The 18,574-nt window shown below is 63.0% G+C and carries 17 protein-coding genes; 14 read left to right on the top strand and 3 right to left on the bottom strand.

The genetic code is table 11. The annotated features are described in order from the left end of the window. The first annotated feature begins 107 nt into the window (after nt 1–107). The 6 genes from G3W89_RS31220 to istB all read left to right on the top strand — a co-directional run bounded on the left by G3W89_RS31220 (nt 108) and on the right by istB (nt 7,824). Entirely contained in the window at nt 108–404 is a 297-nt protein-coding gene (locus G3W89_RS31220) for a hypothetical protein (protein WP_068674470.1), read from the top strand. 350 nt (nt 405–754) lie between these two features. Next, complete coding sequence (locus tag G3W89_RS31215) at nt 755–1,189, top strand: hypothetical protein (protein ID WP_068674468.1); 435 nt, start codon at nt 755–757, stop codon at nt 1,187–1,189. Between the two features lie 139 nt (nt 1,190–1,328). After that, nucleotides 1,329–1,988: a hypothetical protein gene (locus G3W89_RS31210; RefSeq protein WP_068674466.1), complete on the top strand. Its 660-nt coding sequence runs from the start codon at nt 1,329–1,331 to the stop codon at nt 1,986–1,988. Nucleotides 1,989–2,785: 797 nt separating this feature from the next. Beyond that, a complete protein-coding gene (locus tag G3W89_RS31205; protein ID WP_162570801.1) occupies nt 2,786–3,997 on the top strand; it encodes a hypothetical protein in 1,212 nt (403 codons plus the stop codon). 1,425 nt (nt 3,998–5,422) lie between these two features. Next, entirely contained in the window at nt 5,423–7,063 is a 1,641-nt protein-coding gene (gene istA, locus G3W89_RS31200) for an IS21 family transposase (protein ID WP_087743140.1), read from the top strand. Continuing rightward, nucleotides 7,060–7,824 carry an IS21-like element helper ATPase IstB gene (gene istB / locus G3W89_RS31195; RefSeq protein WP_060983853.1) on the top strand — a complete coding sequence of 255 codons (765 nt, stop codon included), beginning with the start codon at nt 7,060–7,062 and terminating at the stop codon, nt 7,822–7,824. The genes istA and istB overlap by 4 nt, the downstream gene beginning before the upstream one ends. On the opposite strand, the gene G3W89_RS31190 is transcribed toward istB, so the two are convergent. Together G3W89_RS31190 and G3W89_RS31185 are read right to left on the bottom strand one after the other, a co-directional pair. Continuing rightward, nucleotides 7,805–8,788: an acyltransferase family protein gene (locus tag G3W89_RS31190; protein ID WP_162577741.1), complete on the bottom strand. Its 984-nt coding sequence runs from the start codon at nt 8,786–8,788 to the stop codon at nt 7,805–7,807. The two genes, istB and G3W89_RS31190, sit on opposite strands and share 20 nt — an antisense overlap. 318 nt (nt 8,789–9,106) lie before the next feature. Next, entirely contained in the window at nt 9,107–11,428 is a 2,322-nt protein-coding gene (locus G3W89_RS31185) for an FG-GAP repeat protein (protein ID WP_146039512.1), read from the bottom strand. A 728-nt stretch (nt 11,429–12,156) separates the two neighbouring features. On the opposite strand from G3W89_RS31185, the gene G3W89_RS31180 reads away from it, so the two are divergent. From G3W89_RS31180 to G3W89_RS31155, 6 genes are all read left to right on the top strand, one after another. Then, the gene (locus G3W89_RS31180) at nt 12,157–12,696 is read left to right on the top strand and encodes a hypothetical protein (RefSeq protein ID WP_068674454.1); all 540 of its coding nucleotides are present in this window, start codon (nt 12,157–12,159) and stop codon (nt 12,694–12,696) included. A 191-nt stretch (nt 12,697–12,887) separates the two neighbouring features. Continuing rightward, complete coding sequence (locus tag G3W89_RS31175; RefSeq protein WP_068674452.1) at nt 12,888–13,079, top strand: hypothetical protein; 192 nt, start codon at nt 12,888–12,890, stop codon at nt 13,077–13,079. A 74-nt stretch (nt 13,080–13,153) separates the two neighbouring features. Then, nucleotides 13,154–13,675, top strand: coding sequence for a hypothetical protein (locus G3W89_RS31170; protein WP_068674451.1), 522 nt, complete (start codon nt 13,154–13,156; stop codon nt 13,673–13,675). Nucleotides 13,676–13,795: 120 nt separating this feature from the next. Further along, entirely contained in the window at nt 13,796–14,212 is a 417-nt protein-coding gene (locus G3W89_RS31165; RefSeq protein ID WP_068674449.1) for a hypothetical protein, read from the top strand. A 6-nt stretch (nt 14,213–14,218) separates the two neighbouring features. Continuing rightward, nucleotides 14,219–15,154 (top strand): hypothetical protein, encoded by a 936-nt coding sequence (locus tag G3W89_RS31160; RefSeq protein ID WP_068674447.1) that lies wholly within the window; start codon nt 14,219–14,221, stop codon nt 15,152–15,154. 88 nt (nt 15,155–15,242) lie between these two features. Next, nucleotides 15,243–15,662, top strand: a complete 420-nt coding sequence (locus tag G3W89_RS31155; protein ID WP_068674445.1) for a dual specificity protein phosphatase family protein — start codon at nt 15,243–15,245, stop codon at nt 15,660–15,662. 132 nt (nt 15,663–15,794) lie between these two features. Here G3W89_RS31155 and G3W89_RS31150 read toward each other — a convergent pair whose 3' ends face one another. Then, nucleotides 15,795–15,998, bottom strand: coding sequence for a hypothetical protein (locus G3W89_RS31150; protein ID WP_068674443.1), 204 nt, complete (start codon nt 15,996–15,998; stop codon nt 15,795–15,797). 288 nt (nt 15,999–16,286) lie between these two features. Here G3W89_RS31150 and G3W89_RS31145 point away from each other — a divergent pair, with 288 nt between their 5' ends. Further along, the gene (locus tag G3W89_RS31145; protein ID WP_068674441.1) at nt 16,287–18,020 is read left to right on the top strand and encodes a phosphoadenosine phosphosulfate reductase domain-containing protein; all 1,734 of its coding nucleotides are present in this window, start codon (nt 16,287–16,289) and stop codon (nt 18,018–18,020) included. 103 nt (nt 18,021–18,123) lie between these two features. Then, nucleotides 18,124–18,558: an NUDIX hydrolase gene (locus G3W89_RS31140; RefSeq protein WP_068674439.1), complete on the top strand. Its 435-nt coding sequence runs from the start codon at nt 18,124–18,126 to the stop codon at nt 18,556–18,558. Nucleotides 18,559–18,574: the final 16 nt, after the last annotated feature.

Raw genomic sequence — 18,574 nt, 5'->3', positions numbered from 1 at the left:
GGGGCGTGGATATAGGGCGGCTCCCGCTCTAGCCTCATGGGGAAACGCGGCTCGGGCTCGCGCGTGGCTACACAACGCAGGCCATCAACTCCACGCAAGCCTGCAACATGTACCAACTAAACCAAATCAAGCACGAAACTGCCAACTTCTGGGTTCTCGACGTCGGCCGGAAAGGCTTCGAGGTGTACCAGACAGGCCTGACGCACTCGACCCGCGTCGCGAGCATCGGCCGCGCGACCGAGCAATGCCCCAACCTGGGGCTGCCGCGCGCCATTCGGGAGTGCGAGAGGCGCGAACGCGAACTCCCGCCGGCCATCGACCAGGCGGAACCTTCCCGGCCCCCGGGTCAAGTCCGGGACGCTGCCGCACGCGGTGCCGTAGGAGCGGCCATGGCTGCCCAGTAGCAATCCACCATTCAAATGCGCCACCTTCATCGGTGGCGCATTTCTGCTTGGGCCCAACAGGGTCGGGTCATGCGTGCACAGGCACCGCGGGACACCCCCATTTTCTGGCTATAAGTCAGCTCCGTTTTCCCGCTAAGCGATTTAAATTGCAAGCCCCGACCGCTGGCTGCTAAAATCGGTGGACACGCCGGACCTATAAGGCGAACACTTGGCACCAGGGTGCCCGTTTTAAGACGGCGCACCCCGACCGGCCCCGCCCCATCTCGTCGACCGAGCGACCCCGGCGTCTTGGCCGACTCGGATGGCGCGCCTCCAGGCCTGAGACCTGACCCAGAAGAAAAGGAGTTCTTGTGAGCACCGACACCATTGCCCTCCGGAGCGTGAAGGACCTCGCCGCCGCGGCCGATGCGCGCACTTCGAGCATCGCGCGCAACCTGCTCGCGCTGGCCGACTCGTATGCGGACATTCGCCACGTCAGGGGCGCGCCCGAATACAACGCCCATGCCGCGCACGCCCGCAACCTCCTCATTGCTGCCATTGCACAGGCTCTCTCCAGCCAGCAGGAAGCCCTCACGTCCGCTGCGCTTGACCTGCGTGCGATTGCAGCGACCGCGGGTGTGGACTACGCCCAGAAGGCGGCCACGAGTGCCGAGCGAGCGCTCGTCGCCCCAGTGGTAATCCAGGTGGCGCAGCCTGCAGGCCCGCGAGCCAAGCAACGGGTCGAGACGGATGTGTCCAGTACTGACGGCGCTCTGCTCGATGAGGGTCTTGCTATGGCGGCCTGACCCATGCCCGCTGGAGGCTGAACGTTAGGGCCGACGATGCCATGGCGCTGCATGGAGCAGTGGGACCGTGCTCGATTGCCCGCCGGCACGATGTCTTGTGGGGTAACCTTCAACGTCTAATCGACCACTCGAGGCGTCCATGTTCATCGAGCATCCCAGCCAAGTTCTGAATGCGCTATTCCGCGATAAGCCTTACCAAGGGGCAAATCCAAAAAGCGCAAAATTCCTGTTCATTGGCCTCGACGCGAACTATCACGCAGAAGTAGAAGACGAGCCAATCTTCAAGAAGCTGCGGGAGTACCACGAAGACGGAGTCGCCTTCTGGCGCAGTCACCAACGGCATCATCCGTTTTTACTAGAGCAGTACCCATACCGAGGAGACGGCCGCTTCTATCACAGCAGCTTCGCCCGCATCGGCTTTACGCCGGAGCATGCGAGCCAAGTCGCATTCATAGAGTTACTGCACATTCCTACGGTCGGGCGAAGTCGCCTCGTGCGAGCAGACTTAGACGACGCCCATCTATCCAAGCTCAGCGACTATGTCCTGGATGGCGACGCAGAGCACGTCTTCGTGTCGAAAAAGGTGGCTCGCCTGATGCATGCCACGAAGCGCTTCCGATGGCTGGAAAAGCGACCGCTGGGCCAATTTGGACCGCTCGACATCCTATATCGTCAAGAAACGAAGACTGTCTACAGCCATACGCACTTCTCCGCATATGGCAAATATGAGGCACAGAAGGTCGATGAGGCGGACGCAATCCGGTCACTTCTTCGCGAATCCTCCAGCAAGTGCGTGTAGATGTTTTTGCGGGCAAGTCGCGGTAAATAGCAGATTTCTCAGGTCCGTAGGCCTTTTCGCCGGTGGCAGGCGTGTGCGTAGAAGGCTTGCTAAGCCCGTCAGCTCTGCTCGAGGCGCTGCGCCGCGTGCGCAAGGGAATCGATGTCGCCACCCGGCGGCTGTGAAGTTCACCATGCCGCTTGGCGGAGACCGGGACTTATTTCACGGAATAATGAGGGTGCGGGCGCGCAACCAGTCCATTCGGACCGTGCGCGACAAAGGCACGTTGGCCAGAATCCGGCCATGGACCGAACAATCACCTCGCATCTGGTCGCCACAAGGTCTTTCGTGGACGCATTCCTCAACGACATGTCGCAGCGTGGCCGCGCGCGAGGCGCCCTCGTGCCTGAGCCATCTGGGGACGCTGACGACATTTCGTTGGTGCCAATGAACCCTATGGAGGTGATGCGAGTCGCGAGCGACTGGCGACGCCTGGCCGGTGTGGACCAACGTGCTGAGCGGGTCGCACAGGCCCTTGAAGTCGTAGCGACCGCACGTCGAAGCTCGGCGCAGGTGCGAACAAGCCGGGTGGCCCGGCTTTTCGCCGGCTGCAGGGGAAGCTAGGTGAAGGCTTCCCGCGCCGGCCGCACATGCTGCCATTCGGGGCGGGGACCCGCGCGATGCCAGGTGAGACGCGTAACGGCGCACTGCATGCGGGCCGGCTACACTCGCCTTGCCGCGGCCGGCACGAGTGGTTCGTTCCGGCAAATCGGCTCTGAACGTCCATTGAGGTGTTCGAGAAAAACAAGAGGAGTGCCATGAGCGAGGAATCTAAAACTAAGAAGCCCTTCTTCAAGCGCCTATGGTTCTGGGCCTTGGTCGCAGTCGTCGTCGTCGGGGCCTCCATGGGAGAACGCAAGAACGACTCCAAGGTCGCCAGCACATCGTCGACAACCTCCAGCGAAAAAGCTAAGGACCCGAAGAAATCCGTCGTAACGCTCCCGCCCGCGGAGGAAGACCTCATTCGGGTCATCAGCGGAGCTCAGCGTGAGTCGAAGGACGCCGAGAACGACATGCAGCGAGGCGGCACCAAGGCAAATCGCGACAAGCTGATTTGTCAACAGATGCGTTCGCTTGCTGTAAGCAACTGGGTCGGCAAGGTCGAGAAGATTGACTCCAACAGTGACGGAAAGGGAGTTCTCGAGCTGTCTATTGCCCCCGGCATCACTGTGAAGACGTGGAACAACGCCATCTCGGACGTGCTCCACGGCACACTCATCGAGCCAGGCACGCCGGTTTTCCAAACAGCCTCCCAGATGAAGAGGGGTCAGTATGCGGTGTTCTCCGGCTCGTTCTTTCGCGGCACCGAGGCGGACTGCCTTGCTGAGCAGAGCGTGACCCTGCGCGGGAAGCTGGAGGCGCCCGAACTTGTCTTCAAATTCTCAAGCGTAGCGCCGTACATCGCTACTCAGAGCGCTGCGGCGGCTCAAGGCCCGGTGCCCGCGTCCAATCCGGCCGTCACGACAGCAGTGCCGCAGGCGGCGGCCGCTGCCACTGTAGACCCCGCCGCTGGCACCAAGGTCGTGGGGCAAATCGAGGCAGACGGGCCGAAGACGCTCGGCACCGTCGCCGGGGAGCTCAAGGTCACTGAGTTGCCTTCTGGGGAGCGAGCTGTCACGTTGGGCGGTGCGCCTCTGTTTACCGGCGAGGACGCCCAATGGCAAAGCATCGTCCGGCGGTTCGCGCTTTCTGGGGGCCGGGATGCCGTACTCCTTGCGAGCAGCGGTGGCCGCGGCAATAGCTGTGAAACGCTCTACTTCTTCGTCATCTTGGAGAAGAACAACCAAGCGAAGTGGACGCCTGAGTTTGGAACCTGCTCTCCCGGCGGTACTTTTTCCCAGGACGGCGACCGAATCTCGCTCAGCCTGCCTGCGGTTGGAAAGATGGAAGTGAGCATCTTCGACGGCAAGCAGGTGATTGAAGACGGGAAGCCAGTCGTGCTGGTGGCTGGCAACGACCCTTCGAAGTGAACGGAAGTGGCGGAACGGCGCCAGGCTGACCCGCTACGCATTGCGTCCGGCGGGCGCCGACTGTATCGAGCCAGAGCACCGAGACGCGGGCGCCTAGGTCCCCTGTGAGACCATTGGCGCCGATTGCCCCGACTCGGTTCAGCTCTTGCACTCAATGAACATTGAGTTCGGTCCCCGCACGAACGTGGCGCCGGCGCCCATCGGGGTCACGATTCCATTCGGCCCGTCCTGCCGGTCTACGAGGCTGTAGCCCTGTGGGCAGAGCTTGGCGGCTTCCTCGTAGCAAGCATGAAGAACTGCGCTGCCGCACTTGACCGTGTATGCAGTTCGCCCGTTCGGACCCGGTATGGGTTTCGAGCTGATAGCGCAGCCGTGAAGTACCAAGGCCGTCGCAACAATCGCACTCGCCTTCAAAAAGCGCATAGGTGACTTCTCCTCGTTCCCGATTGGCGAGTGTACAGAACTGCTTTCCTATTCCCGAGTGCGCCGGGGTTCGGGCTGCAGGGGCTTGAGCGCAGCCTTCTGCGCCGCCCGGAGGTCCCGGACCAAACCGCAGGGGAAAAAAGGCATGGAAGGGTTGCCGATATGCTTGCCACCGGCTGACCCTTGGCGCCCAGCACAGCAGGACAAACGGCCCCCAATAATCGTGACAAACGGCTTAAGGATGACAGTAAGGGGCAACGTAGACTTCTGCCATGGGAAGCAGTCACACGGCAACACGATGTTTGAGGCTCTAAAGTTGTTCCTTGCAGGGGCGATTTTATTCGGGCTATTACCGAAATCCTGCACAGCCGACTGCACCGTGTGTGGCCGCTTTGAAGCAGTGGACGGCTGCTCTACTCTGTCTGTGTATAAAGATGGAACCGCAGCGCTGGTGGCCCAGTGCATCGGTCCGGCCAGGGCACCTCGAACCGAGGTCTACAAGTACACCCTAGAGCAGGGTTACGACAGCGACCATTTTGAGTTGTTCACCACGGGGCCCCTTCAAGCGGGGTCAAGCGCTCCGTTTCGCATTTCGATGAAGCGAGCGGGCTCCGACGACTGGGAACCAGTTGGCTACCATCAAAGAATGGATTCGCGCTACCGGCGCCGTTAGGTTTTGCGCCAAAGCCACTCCGCGACTATGAATTCCCCTGGGGCTGTGTCGCAGTCGAATCGTTGCCGGTGGACCGCTGATGCCGTTGCTGCGAATACCTGTCCAAGCCCCAAGATAGGAGGAACGAGCCGACGATGGCTGCTGCCAGGTACAGGATAGGGGAGTCAAACCCGCTTTGCTTCAGGCCCCGATGGCCACCCAAATTCCCCCGCCTATGGCCACCTCAAACTCCCCCACCTGAACTGATCGGGGATAGGGGTTAAACGCCGGCGCCGTCGGCACCTGTTGGCAGGACATTGATCCGGTCTTCCTCGAGGGAAGGCCAAGGAGTGAATGTCTTGAAGTCCAACCAACGCGCCACCATAGAGACACTGCTGGAGCGCAATACATCGCAACGCGAGATCGCCCGCATCACGGGCATCGACCGCAAGACGGTCAGGAGCTATCACCAACGCTGGCTGGAGCAACTGCAGTCAAATTCCCCCGGGGTGGCCACCGGCTCGGCCCAGCAAATTCCCCCACCCTGGCCACCGGCTGCTGTGCCGGTGGCCACCTCCCTGTGCGAACCCTGGCGCGAGTTCATCGAAGCCCAGTTGCGTCTGAAGCGCAACGCCATGGCCATCTTCCAGGACCTGGTCGACCAGCACGGATTTACTGGTCAGTACAACTCGGTCAAACGCTTCTGTGCAAAGCTGCGCCACAAGGAGCCCGAGCAGTTCGACCGCCTGTCCTTTCTGCCTGGGGAGGAGATGCAGGTGGACTACGGCGAGGGCGCGCCCACCCGCGTGCCGGGCAGCGAGCGGTACCGCAAGCCCCGCCTGTTCGTGGCCACGCTGCGCTACTCGCGCGCCAGTTTCCGCTGCGTGGTCTGGAAGTCCAGCCAGCAAATCTGGGCCGAGTTGCACGAGCAGGCTCTGCGGTACTTCGGTGGCTGCCCGCAGTACGTGGTTCTCGACAATCTGAAGGAAGGCGTCTTCAAGCCCGACCTGTACGAGCCCGAACTCAACAAAGTCTACGCCGCCACCCTGGCGCACTATGGCGTGGTGGCCGACCCGGCGCGGGTGCGAGACCCCAACCGCAAGGGCACGGTGGAGCATGCCATTGGCCACACCCAGGCCACGGCCTTGAAGGGCCGGCGCTTTGAGTCCATCGAGGCCCAGAACGAGTTCCTGGCGCACTGGGAGAAGAGCTGGGCAGCCAAGCGCATCCACGGCACCGAGCGGCGCCAGGTGCAGGCCATGTTCGAGGAGGAGCGCAGCCACCTCAAACCTCTGCCGCTCCTGGGCATGCAGTATTTCGAGGAGGCGGTGCGCACCGTCTGCGACGACAGCTGCGTGCGGGTGGATCACAGCAGCTACGCCGCTCGCCCGGCGAACATCGGCTCCAAGATGCTGGTGCGCATCTATGCCCAGCGCATCGAGATCCGCGATCTGCAAACCGGCGCCTTGCTGCGCACCCACGCCAAGGCCGAGCGGCCCGGCACGGTGGTGCTGCCCATGGAGGAGCGGGTATTCAATCCTTCGCGCGAGACCCGTCTGATCCTGCGTCAGGCTGGCGAGATCGGTGAGCACGCCAAACGGCTGTGTGAGCTGCTCTTTGCCATCGAGGGTCGGGTGGGCCAGCGCAAGCTCTGGGGCATCGTCAGCCTGGCCAGGCGATACCCAGCGCACTGCGTCGACACCGCCTGCGCACAGGCCCTGGAGCAGGGGATTTACAGCTACAAGCGCGTGCTGGCTTTGACCGAGGCCATCTTTGCCCAGGCGCTCAACGCCATCGAGACCCAGTCCAGCGGTGCGCCCGCCGGCGGCGGGCGCACGCTGACCCAGCAGCACGAGCTCATCCGCGACGCCGATGAGTACGCCGATCTGTTCGCGCACGCTGCGGCCGTCACAGCCACGAGCACGCTCGAGTCCGCCACGGCGAACACCACCACCAACAACACCAACAACGCACCTGGAATTCAGCCATGAACATGATCGAGATCGAACGCGCGCTGCGCGAGCTGCGTCTGTCCGGCATTGCCGAGACCCTGTCCACCCGCGTGATGCAGGCCCAGGCCGCGCAGGAGCCCTTCCTGGAGACCTTTGGGGCCATGCTGCAAGACGAACTGGACCGCCGGCGCTCGCGTCTGACCGAGCGCCGCTTCAAGCGCTCGGGCCTGGATGAGCGGCCCTCGCTGGCTGACTTCGACTGGCGTTTCAACCCGAAGCTGCCGCGCAGCGCCTGCTTCGAGTTGCATACCCTGAAGTTCATCGGCGAGGGCGCCAATGCGCTGATCATCGGCAAGCCCGGTACCGGCAAGAGCCATGTGGCCAAGGCCGTGGCCTACCAGGCCACGCTGCAGGGATACGACGCGCGTTACCTGGAAGCCGACACCGAGTTTGCTCGCTACGCGTTGGCCAGCGACTCAGAGCGCACCGAGCTGCTCAAGGACTGGGTCTCACCGGACCTGATCATCCTCGATGACCTGTTCCTGGCCAGACGCATCAGCGAGCACGCAGCCGAGGTGCTGCAGGCCATCGTGCACCAGCGCTACAAGCTGCGCCGCTCCATCGTCATCACATCCAACCGCGTGGTGCAGGACTGGGGCAAATATCTGGGCGACGCCACCATGGCCACCACCATCCTGGACCGCCTCATGCACCGCTGCGCAATGCTGGAGTTCGAGGGCAAGAGCTACCGCCTCAAGGAGGCTGCCGCACGCATCGCCATCACACCCGAGTCGTCATAATCTGGTCGTCCTGCCTGGGGGAATTTGGGGTGGCCAAGGGTGGGGGAATTTGACCTGGCCATCGGGGCTTCAGGAAATAGAACGCTGGGATGTGGATGATGTAGAGCGGGTAGGAGATATCGCCAAGCAACCGAAGTGCCGCTGAGCCGCTCGATTGCGCGCCTACGGATTTTGCAATTCGCTTAAAGGTCCAGAGCACGGCAAGCAAGGTGAATGCCTGCAGTGCGAAGCTGTCGATGCCGACGTGCAGGAACTGGTCGACCTGGTCTCGCTTCCAACTCGAGGCGAACTGGATGGATATGGCGAGGAGAATGTGCAGCGCAAACATCCACCCTACCTCATTCAGTATGGGCTGGTAGCGCTGCGGCTCTCGCGCAAGCCTGAATCCCGCCAGCCAGATGAAGGACAGGAATACGAGGTTGAGGCCATACCCCACGCCCGAATAGTAGTTCCAGTGAAACAGCGTCCGACCGCAGGTGTGCGCGAGGAACGCGACGAACGACACGCGCGCCAGCAGCTGCAGGGTCGAAGGCTTCAGGCTGAAGAGTAGCGGCGTGAGCAGGTAAAGCCAGAACTCCAGCGCCAGGCTCCAAGCAGGGCCGACGAACGAGTCGCTGGTCACAATCTGATTCAGGAAGAGCACGTTCGCCACGAGCAACCAGGCCGACGGCATGGTGCCGTGCTCCATCGCGAAGACGACGCAAGTCAGGGCGAGCGCGGCGATGTAAATTGGATAGATTCTTAGAGTGCGCCGCCGGAGGAACGCTTTCGGCTCTTTCTGGTACGAGGTGCCTATCGAAAACCCACTAATCAGCAGGAAGCCCAGCACCGCTTCAAAGGCGCCGAATTTTGGAACCAACGCCCAAATCCCGACCGGGACAAAGTCGGGCAGATGGTTTACTGCAACGATGAAGGCCAGGACAAAGCGCAGGCCCGCAAGCACGCTCCATTTATCGATTTGCATTTGACAGGCGCGATGTTGTTTTGAAGACGTTCCTCAGTCCGAGGCCAGTCCCTGGTAGCTCTATTGCTCATACCCGGAAGTCGTTTTGAACGCACTCCGCCGTTTCTCTACGGTCGGCACGCTCCCGCTGGCTTAAGCGCTCGAATCGGCTGTTCGCCTCGAGCGCGATGTCGCATGCCATCGGCCCAGGAATCGGGCCAGGCCTTAGGCCTTTTCTGCACGACCCACCTGCCCTTGGCCGGGAGGCGGGCGTTGGCGCAGGGAATGAAGCAGGCGAGGATGACGTTCTGCACTTTGCTTCGGCCGAAGCGGGAGGCGTCAATACAGGTAGACCGCACCCGAGTAGGCCGTCGCGGGTCCGGTCGGAACGCCATTGATGCCAGAGGTCACGTTCGTCTCACTGGGGGCACCTACAGCCAAGGTTCCGCCCTCGCGTGAAAGGGAAACGGCCCAGCCGAAGCCGCTCACCGAACCGCTCAGGGCAGTTGGCCTGGCCTTGACGAAATCCTCGAGCTTCCATAAACCCGTTCGGTGGTGGAAGGTTTGCACCGCACCTGTGGTGCCACCGACCATATCCAGTGGCCCTGAGCCATTGATGCCAGTTGCGGTAGAGCGGTCGAAGACAATGCCCACCGCCATGAGCAGTCCATCGTATGAAAGCGAGATGCTTTGCCCCATGCCCTGGTTTGCGTACGTGACCGCAGGCTTGAGGGTCGTCTCGAGTGCATAGGCGCCCCCGGGCGCGCGCCGGTAGGTGTGGACCGCACCGGAATTGAGCGCTGGCGGCGCCGTACCGTCAAAGCCAGTCGTGCTGTTCCAGCCTGAACTTTCGTTCGTGGCGCCGACGGCAAGGACACTGCCGTCACCTGAGAGCGCAACCGTGATGCCAAAGACCGTCGGCAGGGCGGGAGTGGGCGACTTCAGGAAGGACGTACGCGTCCAGCTCGAGCCGTTGGCAGCATAGACGTGAACCGCACCAGATATCACGCCCGCATTGCTCGTCTCGTCGCCATCCGCGATGCTGGGGTGCGCATACTCACCGATGGCCAGCGTACTCCCGTCGGGCGAAAGCGCCAAACCATGGCCGAAATGCGCGAAGAAATGGGGATGCGACGCAACGAGCCGCGTTTGCTGTGACCAGGCGCCGGCAGATTGCTCGAATACGTAGACCGCCCCTTCCCGTGTGGCCACGCCAAGCGATTCATCCGGAGCTGCGACCGCCAGACGCGTCCCGTCAGCTGACAAGGAAACGGCGCTCCCGAAGGAAGAGTACCCAGCGACCGAGCGCTTGAGATAGGCCTGTTGCGACCAGGTCGCGCCACTGCGCTTGAAGACATAGGCAGCCCCGGTGCCGGGGAGCGAGTCGTTGTTCGGGTCCGCACCTGTTCCGGTTCCCGAACTCGCCTCGGCTTCAGCGCCCACGGCCAACGTCGAGCCATCCTCGGAGAGCGCTACCGACGCGCCGAAGTAGTCGTTTGGGTCATTGTTGTCCGCCAGCACCCGGGCCTCGAACTTCCACTGGCTCGAACCGACGCGGGAGTAGATGTCGACCTTGCCCGTGTTGGTCACCCAGAACTTCGAACCGACCGCTAGCGTGCTGCCGTCACCTGAAACCGCAACCGAAAGACCGAAGTTCGTGTTGCCCGCGGGTACCGGCGCTCTGAAGTGTCCGATGGCCAGGCTGGGCACCGGCGTCACCGAGTCCGAAAAGGGGCTGCAGCCACTCGCATTGCACGCTTGAACCGCGAACTCAGTGGGTACCTGCTCGAGCAGGGGCAGATTGAGTAGGCTGAACGTTGTTGACAGGAGGTTGTCCGCCATCAGCGTGAGCGAGCTCGGCGTGACGGTGCTCTGGCCGAGCTTGTAGTACGTGGCGCCAGATACCGGCGTCCAGGCAAGGATGTAGCTCTTCACGCCATAGCTGACGGTCGGGGTCGCTGGCTTGTTCGGCGCCGGCGGCGGCGGGACGTTCGCACAGCTGATGGCTACGTCGCCGACCGTGCCCTGGACCGTCCCCGAGCCGAGTGCGACGGTGCAGGCCTGCCCGGTAGGCAGGGTGCGGACCGTCACCGCGTACGCGCTTCCGTAAGCCAAGGCGGTCGGAAATTGGAAGGTACCGTTTGAGCTGAGGTTCAGCTCGTCGCCCCCGTTGTTGCGAAGCACGAGGGTGCCGCTCAGCCCGCTGAGGCTTCCGCCCACGTTGAACGTCGAGACGGCGCAAACCACCCGGATAGCCGTGACTGCGGCGGTTACCGAGCCTTCGCCAGCGCTCACGGAGCACAGGTGCCCCTGGGGTTGCGCCGCCACGGTGACGGCATAAGGGTTGCCTGCTGTGATGGTCTTGGGGAACTGGAAACTGCCGTTGGCGGTGATGCTGATGGCGTCGCCGCCGTTGTTGTGCAGAACAAGCGTTCCGCTCAGGCCCGACACTTCTCCACCAACGCGGAACTCCTTTTCAGGAGTCGGAGCGGGTTCTGCCGGCGCCGCAGGCGATGGCGTCTCCGCTACAGGAAACATAAAGCCTCCGCCTCCGCCTCCACCGCCGCCGCCGCAGGCACTGAGAGCAAGCGCTGCTGCGGCTGCAAGCCAGGCGCGTTTGTAGTTGAGCCATTGGAATGGCGTTGTGGTCCCCAGCGTCACTGTAGCCCTTTGTTGTTAATTTAGGCTACGCAATGTAACCGAAATGTACTGCTGTCAGGTGCCAGGGCGCGCCGGTGTCTGCAGAAAAGTTCGCGAACAGCGCCGAATATCGATGCTTTTGCAACCGTGGCCCCCGCGGAGGCTCCCTCCCTGCAAGTCCTTTAAGCTTTAGCGAGCCGTGGGCGTCTTATAGGAGCGTCCCTCCGCTCCCTACCGAGTGGATTCTTCATGCCTGGCCTTTCCTTTGCACGACCCTGCATCAGCTTCCGACGACAAGGATGGCTGACGCGCCTGAGGGCACGTGCGGCAGACGCCGCCGCCTTCTGCCTGCGTGAATGCAACGCTTGATGCGAGCATCAACACGGCGACCAGCGAAAAGACAACCCTGCGAGTGATGTCTGCGAGCAAATAGAGGGTGGCGTTGCGAAGGAAGCCTCGGGGCGGACGTTGGATATGAAATGAAGACATGGGCAGCCTCGGCGAGGAGGGCGTATCAAGTTCAGGGCGAGACAGAGCACAGGGGACGTAACTGTCCGGATACAGCGTCTAGCCTTCCCGCTTAGCCTTTGGCGGGCGAGCCTATTGCGCCCCGCCCGCGAAGAGGCGGGACGCCCTCCGAGTTGACTAAAATGTGTCTCGGCCGAAATAGGGTTCTAAAATACAAGTGACTGCTATAATGCGATTTCGCGGCCTCTTTAGCGGGTTCGCATTCCAGAGATTGATAGGTCATGACCACAACTGCCGCCACAAGCTTGAGCTCCTCTGAAGTCCGCAGCCTCACCGTGTCCTCGGCGCTCGCGGCACTGCGGCAGGGGACCGGGCGTGCCGAGCCGCGCGACCAGATGTTGAACGCTGACGCGCTGCGAGCGCTGCGCCCTGTGCTCGAGCAGCGCATGGCCGTGCACCGTTCGCTGTTCGAGCCCACGTGGGTGAAAGGTGACGGCGTATTCGAGAGCTTCCTTGACGAGTTTCCGTCGCTGGACCCCGGGGCCGACCAGCTGATGAACGCCGGCGTTCGCGACGACGTTATCTTCTTCGAGGTCGCGCGCCACCGCGAGGGCGTTGGCCTGAGGTATTCCCACATGCTGCGTTTTCCGCTGAGGTATCTGAGCGACGGGGGTGAAGCTACCTTGCGTACAGAGGCGCTAGCCCGGCTGAGCAAGCAGCAGCAAGCGCTGGAAGCGAAGAACGCGGCATTCTCCGATGCAGAGACTGCGGTGCTCACCACCCTTCGGCAGCTGGCTCGCGAAGACCAGGCTGGCGCATGAACGCGATAACGTCACCCCAAACACCTCTGTGCGACTGCCTCCTCGAGGCACTGGACCCCGTCGGCGCGAGTTCCCCCTCCGAAGCTGGCTGGATGGCCGCCGCGCATCTATTCCTCAGCAGGATTACGCCTCCCTCTCTCGAAGCGCTTCTCGTGAGAGCATGTGAAGGTGCGGCCAGGGACAAGGAGCCTTTGCGCACCACCGCGCATGTTCATTTCATCGCCCTGGTGCTGAGCGAAAAGAAAGCCCTGGGCCTGGTCGAGCCCGAGGCGCGTGCGCTCCTGCTGCTTTTGGCCGGGCAGGTCGACCAAATGGAAAACATCTTTTCGTCTTGCGTGCTGCCCGAGTGGGAAGACACCGTGGACGCGAGCAGTGCAAGCTGACACTCAGCCCGACTTCTATGACGCCAACCTGTCCCTCGCAAGCCACAGACGGTCCAGCCGCTGCGCAGCGCCACGTGGCACCCGCGGGAACGCCTCTGTCCGACGCGTTGGAGCGCACGCGCGTCGAGCTCGGCCAGCAGCGCACACCCGCATACGGCGATGCCCTTGCGCTGTGCCGCTGCCTGGAAGCAGAACTTGTCGCGCTGCGAGACACGCCCCAGCCGGCTGCAATGCAGCGCGCCGACCGCACCGAGATTCATAAGCGCTTGACGCGGCTGCAGACCGGAGGCTGCACCTGCATGACGAAGACGCCGGTGCTGGCGTATCACAGCGAGAGTTGCCGATACCGGCTCGCGTCCGAGGTTGACCTGCTACTTGCGGCCGAGGAGCAGACGGTGCCCTCGGCGCCGGTGCCGAGCATTGAGGAAATGGCGGCATTGCTCGGCAGATTGCGCTATGCGCTGCGCAAGCATGCCGGTACCGTGCCTTTCGCCATGGAAGTCGCGGACCGAGCGGGGGAGTACCTTCGGCGCCATGGACTGCAAGGTTCCCCTCTGAGGACGGGGGCCCGCGAGCCCGGTCAAGACAGGGCCTAGCAATCCTGCAGCAGCCCCAGCCCTCCCAGCTGGGCTTTTTTTCATGCTTTCGCCGTGGGAGGGGCCGCCGTACTTAGGGTGGCCAGGTCCGGCCGCCGGCCAGGGTGAATAATGCGCCGGATGCACACCCCAGATTCGCTGAAGGCCTTCCTCGAGGCGCAACCGCTGCGTGGCGCCCTGTTGGCAAAGCTCGCGCCTGCCAAGGACGGGCACCACCCCCGGCCACATCTCGCCGCGGTGCACGTTCTCCTCAGCACCGCGACGCCGTCCGTCATGGAGTTCAAGCTGGAGCATTCCTGCCTTCTTGCGGATTCGACGTCGGACACGCCCGACCAGGCCGTATTCGTCTTTTTCCAGCAGCATCTGAAGCAGGGCGGCCTAGACGGCATGACCGACACTGACCTCCTTGCAACGCGCTATCTCTTCCTGGCCTTTGCCGACGAATTGAAAAATGTCTTTTCGGCGGTGCACGAAGAGTGGGTGCCAAGGCGTCGGCCCGGCGCGCTACTGCTTCCGCCGCGCCGGACCCGTGAGTGACCTCAAATGGACCCACTGCAGTTTGCACGCAATCTGCGCAGCCCGGCCTTGCCGGCCAACGCTTCGGAGTCAGCGAAGCTAAGGCGGGTGGCCAATGGCGTGCGAGCCATCGTACCGCCGCAGCTGCAGGCACTTGGCTTGACACCTACGACCGAATGGGGCGGACGCCGGGAGTTCATCCTCGGCTACATCGGCGGTGTCGCGCTGGGCATCTGCCGGGCGCTGAACATCGGGCGTCTCTCGGCAGAAGCTGCGCTATCGGCGGTGATGGATATGGCCGGTGCGTTCGCGAACGACAAGCCGACCGTGGGCGAGCTCGTCGGGTTAATCGAGGACGGCCGCCGAGCCTTCCTGGCTGGGATGGCTGCTGGGCGCGCCGACGGCCTTGCATGGGAGACGACCACCCCCGCCGCAGGCCTCGTCGGTGCCTTTCAATCAGGGCGCCGAACTTCCCCGCCAGGGCAGGCCGACCCTTCCGCCGAACCGGCAGGCACCCGCTTTGGCAAGGCCGGCGTCGCAATGCGACGCTTGGAGCGCTATCTGGTCGAGCACCTGCCGCGGGTAACGCTAATCCTCTGCACCGCCCTGGTACTCGGCATCACCTTCCAGGCTTGGTCGACGCGCCACGCCGGAAAGACTGCTATCAAGGAGCGGGAGGAAGCGGAGCAGGCTGTGGGCAGGGATGCGAGCAACAGTGCAGCAATCCTTCTTGGGGCCTACCAGAAGTGCCGTATCGTCGGCGTCAGTGACTTGCACCTTTGTGCGACGCACAACGGGCCTTTCCCTCAAGACCGCGCCGCCAAGGCGATGGCAGCCCTCGCCCTGGACTATCGCGCGAGGTTCGACAGCAGTTGTGCCCAGGTGCACAGTACCCAGGAATGTCTGGACCTGCTGTCGCGCGCCTTGCGGATAACGCAGGCCGAGGAGGCACTGGAAAAGTAGTTCGAGACGGCAACCTTGCCGGAGACGGCGAGAAGCGCGCGAGGTGCAGGGGCGGCCCTATACGCAGCAGGCCCCAACGGAGATTCTTATGAAACGTGTTCACTTCCTGCCGCGGCACATGGCGGAGAAAATCCACCCCTTGCCGAACTGCGGCGTCATCTCGCTGACGACACCTGGCGACCCGGACGCTGTGCTCCATTCGGGATGGGCAGCAGTTCTGCGCCTCGCATTCCACGATGCCGACAAGCCTGAGCCGGAGCGCATCGTGTTCAGCAAGGAGATGGCCCGCGAAATCGTGGCCTTTCTGCGCGCGAACGAGCAGCTCGACGAAGTGCTGGTGCATTGCGACCTTGGCATCAGCCGAAGCGCGGCCGTCGCGCTTTTCATCCGGGACACCTTCGACGTCCTTACCTACCGTCGGGGCGTTCCGGTCGACATCCGCTACAGCCAATACAACCGCCTAGTATATCGCCTTTTGAGCGACGCCTACTGGCGGGACGCTGATTGAACAAATACCGCCATCTGGCGGTATTTTTTTGCTCTCAGCGCTGAGCTGGCGCGACCTTTGTCGCGTTTCCGAACCTCCCCGCGCCGGGCCTGAAAAACGCCCTGCAACCAGAAGGCTGCAGGGCGGGAATGGTCAGAATTGGGCGACTGGCTTGACGCCGAGCCTGGCCGGAACGCCCCGAATCAGGTTCAGGAACTTGTCGTCCGGCTGCTTCTCCGACTTCTGCACGACGCCATAGGTGTCGTAAGGGCCGTTTACGGCAACGTACGCTCCGACGTGAAGCTGGAAACGCGAGGACAGCTGGTAGAGGCTGCCGGTGTACTTTGGGTTGGCCATGGGGTGTCCTGGAATGCTGCTGCAGCGCAAAGAGCGGCAAGGCGGGCAGCGGTTTAGAAGGTGACTGCCTTGTCTAGTGACGACGCCTCCTAGCATCTCATTTTGCTTGGCTAAAACGCGTGCGAGATGCTAAACTGTTTAGCAACTCTTAGCCCAAGGCTTATAGGCGACCTAGCATAGTTCTCCTCGTTCAGACTGGGGCTTCTTCGAACTCTTCTAGCCGAGCTCAATCGGTCGACAATGCTTGCAACTGAACTCTCAGAGGCCCACCTGCGTGAACACGAGGCCATGGCGGTCCTGCGCGGCCTGTTGGAGGCTGGCTCGCCGCTGCTGGTGGCCTATAGCGGAGGCAAGGACTCCTCCATCGTCCTGGCCCTGACGCTCAACGCTGCCCTCAGCCTAAAACGCGCCGGCGGCATCGTGCCACCCATCCTGGTCACCCACGGAGACACCGGCATCGAGAACCCAACCGTCTCGGCGCTGGCGATGCAGGAGTTGGAGAAGGTGCGTCGATTCGCCGTCCGCCATGGCCTGGTCGTACGGGCCGACGTCGCCCGCCCGGCGCTCAACGACACCTGGGCGGTCTCGGTTCTCTCGGGGCGCAAGCTCCCGACCTTCGCAAACTCGTCGTCTCGCGACTGCACCATCGGCTACAAGATTTTGCCAATGGTTAAGCTGCGAAAGCGCCTCCTGGCCGCGTTCGGCAAGCACGCCGGCCGCCCAGTCACCGTCATTGGCACCCGATTCGAGGAATCTACTGGTCGCGCGGAACGCATGGACGAGCGCAAGGAGTCCGCCTTCGTGCCCTGGGAGAAGGATGGCGCGCTCTACCTAAGCCCCATCGCGCTATGGACGTCGGACGATGTCTGGGAGAGCCTCGGAAGAATGCGTGCTGGCGACATGGAGGCCTTCACCGACGCGGCCGACGTGTTCGACCTCTACGCCGCGGGTGGCGGTTCCTCCTGCGCAGTAGTCGCCGACATGGCGAGTGAGGGCGCCAAGAAGTCGCGGGCCTGCGGTGCACGCTTCGGGTGTTCGCTTTGCGCGGCCGTCGGCCGGGACAAGTCGCTTGAGAACATGCTCGAGTCGGGCCCCGGCTACGCCTGGCTCCGCGGGCTCAACAACATCCAGCGCTTCCTAGTGGACACGCAGTACGATTTTGACCGCAGGACGTGGCTTGGGCGCACCTTGGACAAGGACGGGTTCCTGCCGGTGGCGCCGGACACGTATTCGCCGGCGATGCTCAAAGAACTCCTTCGCTACTGCCTGACCGCCGATGCCGACGAAGCGCGCGCCTGCCGCAGAGACGGCCTGGCCGCGCCACGCTTCGAGCTGGTCTCGCCGCAGGCTCTTGTTGCCATCGATGCACTGTGGGGGCTTCACGGCAACGCCGAGCGCCCTTTCGCCGCGGTGGAGGTGTGGCTGGACGTGCACGTGAACGGCGCGCGCTACTATCCGCCGAAGGACGTGATTGCGTATCCGGTCCAGAGCTTTCCGGCGCCGCGCTTCATCGCTGTGGGGGAGGAATGGGACCAGGGGTACGCGGGGGACTATTCAGGCCTTCGCGACCTGCACGCCGAGCTCGCGGCACGCGAGGGCACGCCCAACCGCAGGCTGGGTAACGGCCGAGAAGTCCTGCAGTTGTGGGAGTCCGAGCTGTTCGAGGTCGACGTGGAGGGCGCGGACACGTTCCTGGCCTGGGAGGCGGAGGGCAAGGTTGCCGACACCGCCAGCGGCGCTTCGTCGGGCGCCATCTCGTTCTTCTATTACGCGCAGCTCGGCGTCCTGGCCACGTCCGCGCGCCACACCGGCATGCTGGATTCCATCGTCCGGCGGACACGTTGGAAGCAACGTGAAGGGGTCGCGGGGCCGGTGTCTGCTGCCAAGGTGAAGGCGATGGCGCTCTCCAAGACTGAGCGGGACGTTCAGGCTGCGCAGCGTCAGGCGTCAGGAAACGCCTTCCTTGGCCCGACTCCCGAAGTGCCACTGCGCATGAAGCTGTGCCGCCCAGCCTATGTCTGAAGGTCGCCCCGGCAGGTGCCTCCCCTAACCATCGCCTACGACGGTACCTCGCGGCGATGCCCTTTGCTACACGCTTAAGGCAGTCTCCCTTAAAGCAACCAGTATGAACAACCAGTCGCTCCCCCTCGCCGTCTGTCTCATGGCGGTTGTCGGCAATCACGTCGTAGCCGTTTCGCGACGCGACGACCCCACGCAGTGGGGCCTGCCTGGCGGCAAGGTCGACCCCGGCGAGACCGAACTGCAAGCGCTCTTGCGAGAAACGAAGGAAGAGATTGGCCTTGACGTCAGGACATCCGACGTCGTGCCGCTGTTCGTCGGTCCCTGCGGCGGCGAGAACGGTACCAGGCGCTTCCTGGTGACAACGTACCTCCTCAACGCGCCGGCGCCCGAACTCTCCGCCTTGCAAGCAGAAGAGGGCCTGGCGGTCGCGTTGCAGCCCATCGCGCTGCTGCTGCGCCCGGACACGTCCCCCTTTGCTGCATACAACCAACAAGTCTCGTGGGCGTACGCCAAGCACATGGATGCCGCGCAAGCTTGATTCCAAGCAGCCCGGG

Origin of the sequence: Variovorax sp. PBL-H6, from assembly GCF_901827155.1 — a bacterium.
Taxonomy (GTDB): Bacteria; Pseudomonadota; Gammaproteobacteria; order Burkholderiales; family Burkholderiaceae_C; genus Variovorax.
The sequence above is the reverse complement of the archived record's forward strand: the minus strand, read 5'-3'. Positions and strand labels throughout refer to the sequence as shown.

What these genes read in the sequence shown, in the direction of transcription:
- G3W89_RS31190 (WP_162577741.1), bottom strand. Translation starts at nt 8,788, where the DNA reads ATGCAAATCGATAAATGGAGCGTGCTTGCGGGCCTGCGCTTTGTCCTG.
- G3W89_RS31220 (WP_068674470.1), top strand. Translation starts at nt 108, where the DNA reads ATGTACCAACTAAACCAAATCAAGCACGAAACTGCCAACTTCTGGGTT.
- G3W89_RS31150 (WP_068674443.1), bottom strand. Translation starts at nt 15,998, where the DNA reads ATGGCCAACCCAAAGTACACCGGCAGCCTCTACCAGCTGTCCTCGCGT.
- G3W89_RS31145 (WP_068674441.1), top strand. Translation starts at nt 16,287, where the DNA reads ATGGCGGTCCTGCGCGGCCTGTTGGAGGCTGGCTCGCCGCTGCTGGTG.
- G3W89_RS31160 (WP_068674447.1), top strand. Translation starts at nt 14,219, where the DNA reads ATGGACCCACTGCAGTTTGCACGCAATCTGCGCAGCCCGGCCTTGCCG.
- G3W89_RS31165 (WP_068674449.1), top strand. Translation starts at nt 13,796, where the DNA reads ATGCACACCCCAGATTCGCTGAAGGCCTTCCTCGAGGCGCAACCGCTG.
- G3W89_RS31155 (WP_068674445.1), top strand. Translation starts at nt 15,243, where the DNA reads ATGAAACGTGTTCACTTCCTGCCGCGGCACATGGCGGAGAAAATCCAC.
- G3W89_RS31205 (WP_162570801.1), top strand. Translation starts at nt 2,786, where the DNA reads ATGAGCGAGGAATCTAAAACTAAGAAGCCCTTCTTCAAGCGCCTATGG.
- G3W89_RS31140 (WP_068674439.1), top strand. Translation starts at nt 18,124, where the DNA reads ATGAACAACCAGTCGCTCCCCCTCGCCGTCTGTCTCATGGCGGTTGTC.
- istB (WP_060983853.1), top strand. Translation starts at nt 7,060, where the DNA reads ATGAACATGATCGAGATCGAACGCGCGCTGCGCGAGCTGCGTCTGTCC.
- G3W89_RS31180 (WP_068674454.1), top strand. Translation starts at nt 12,157, where the DNA reads ATGACCACAACTGCCGCCACAAGCTTGAGCTCCTCTGAAGTCCGCAGC.
- G3W89_RS31210 (WP_068674466.1), top strand. Translation starts at nt 1,329, where the DNA reads ATGTTCATCGAGCATCCCAGCCAAGTTCTGAATGCGCTATTCCGCGAT.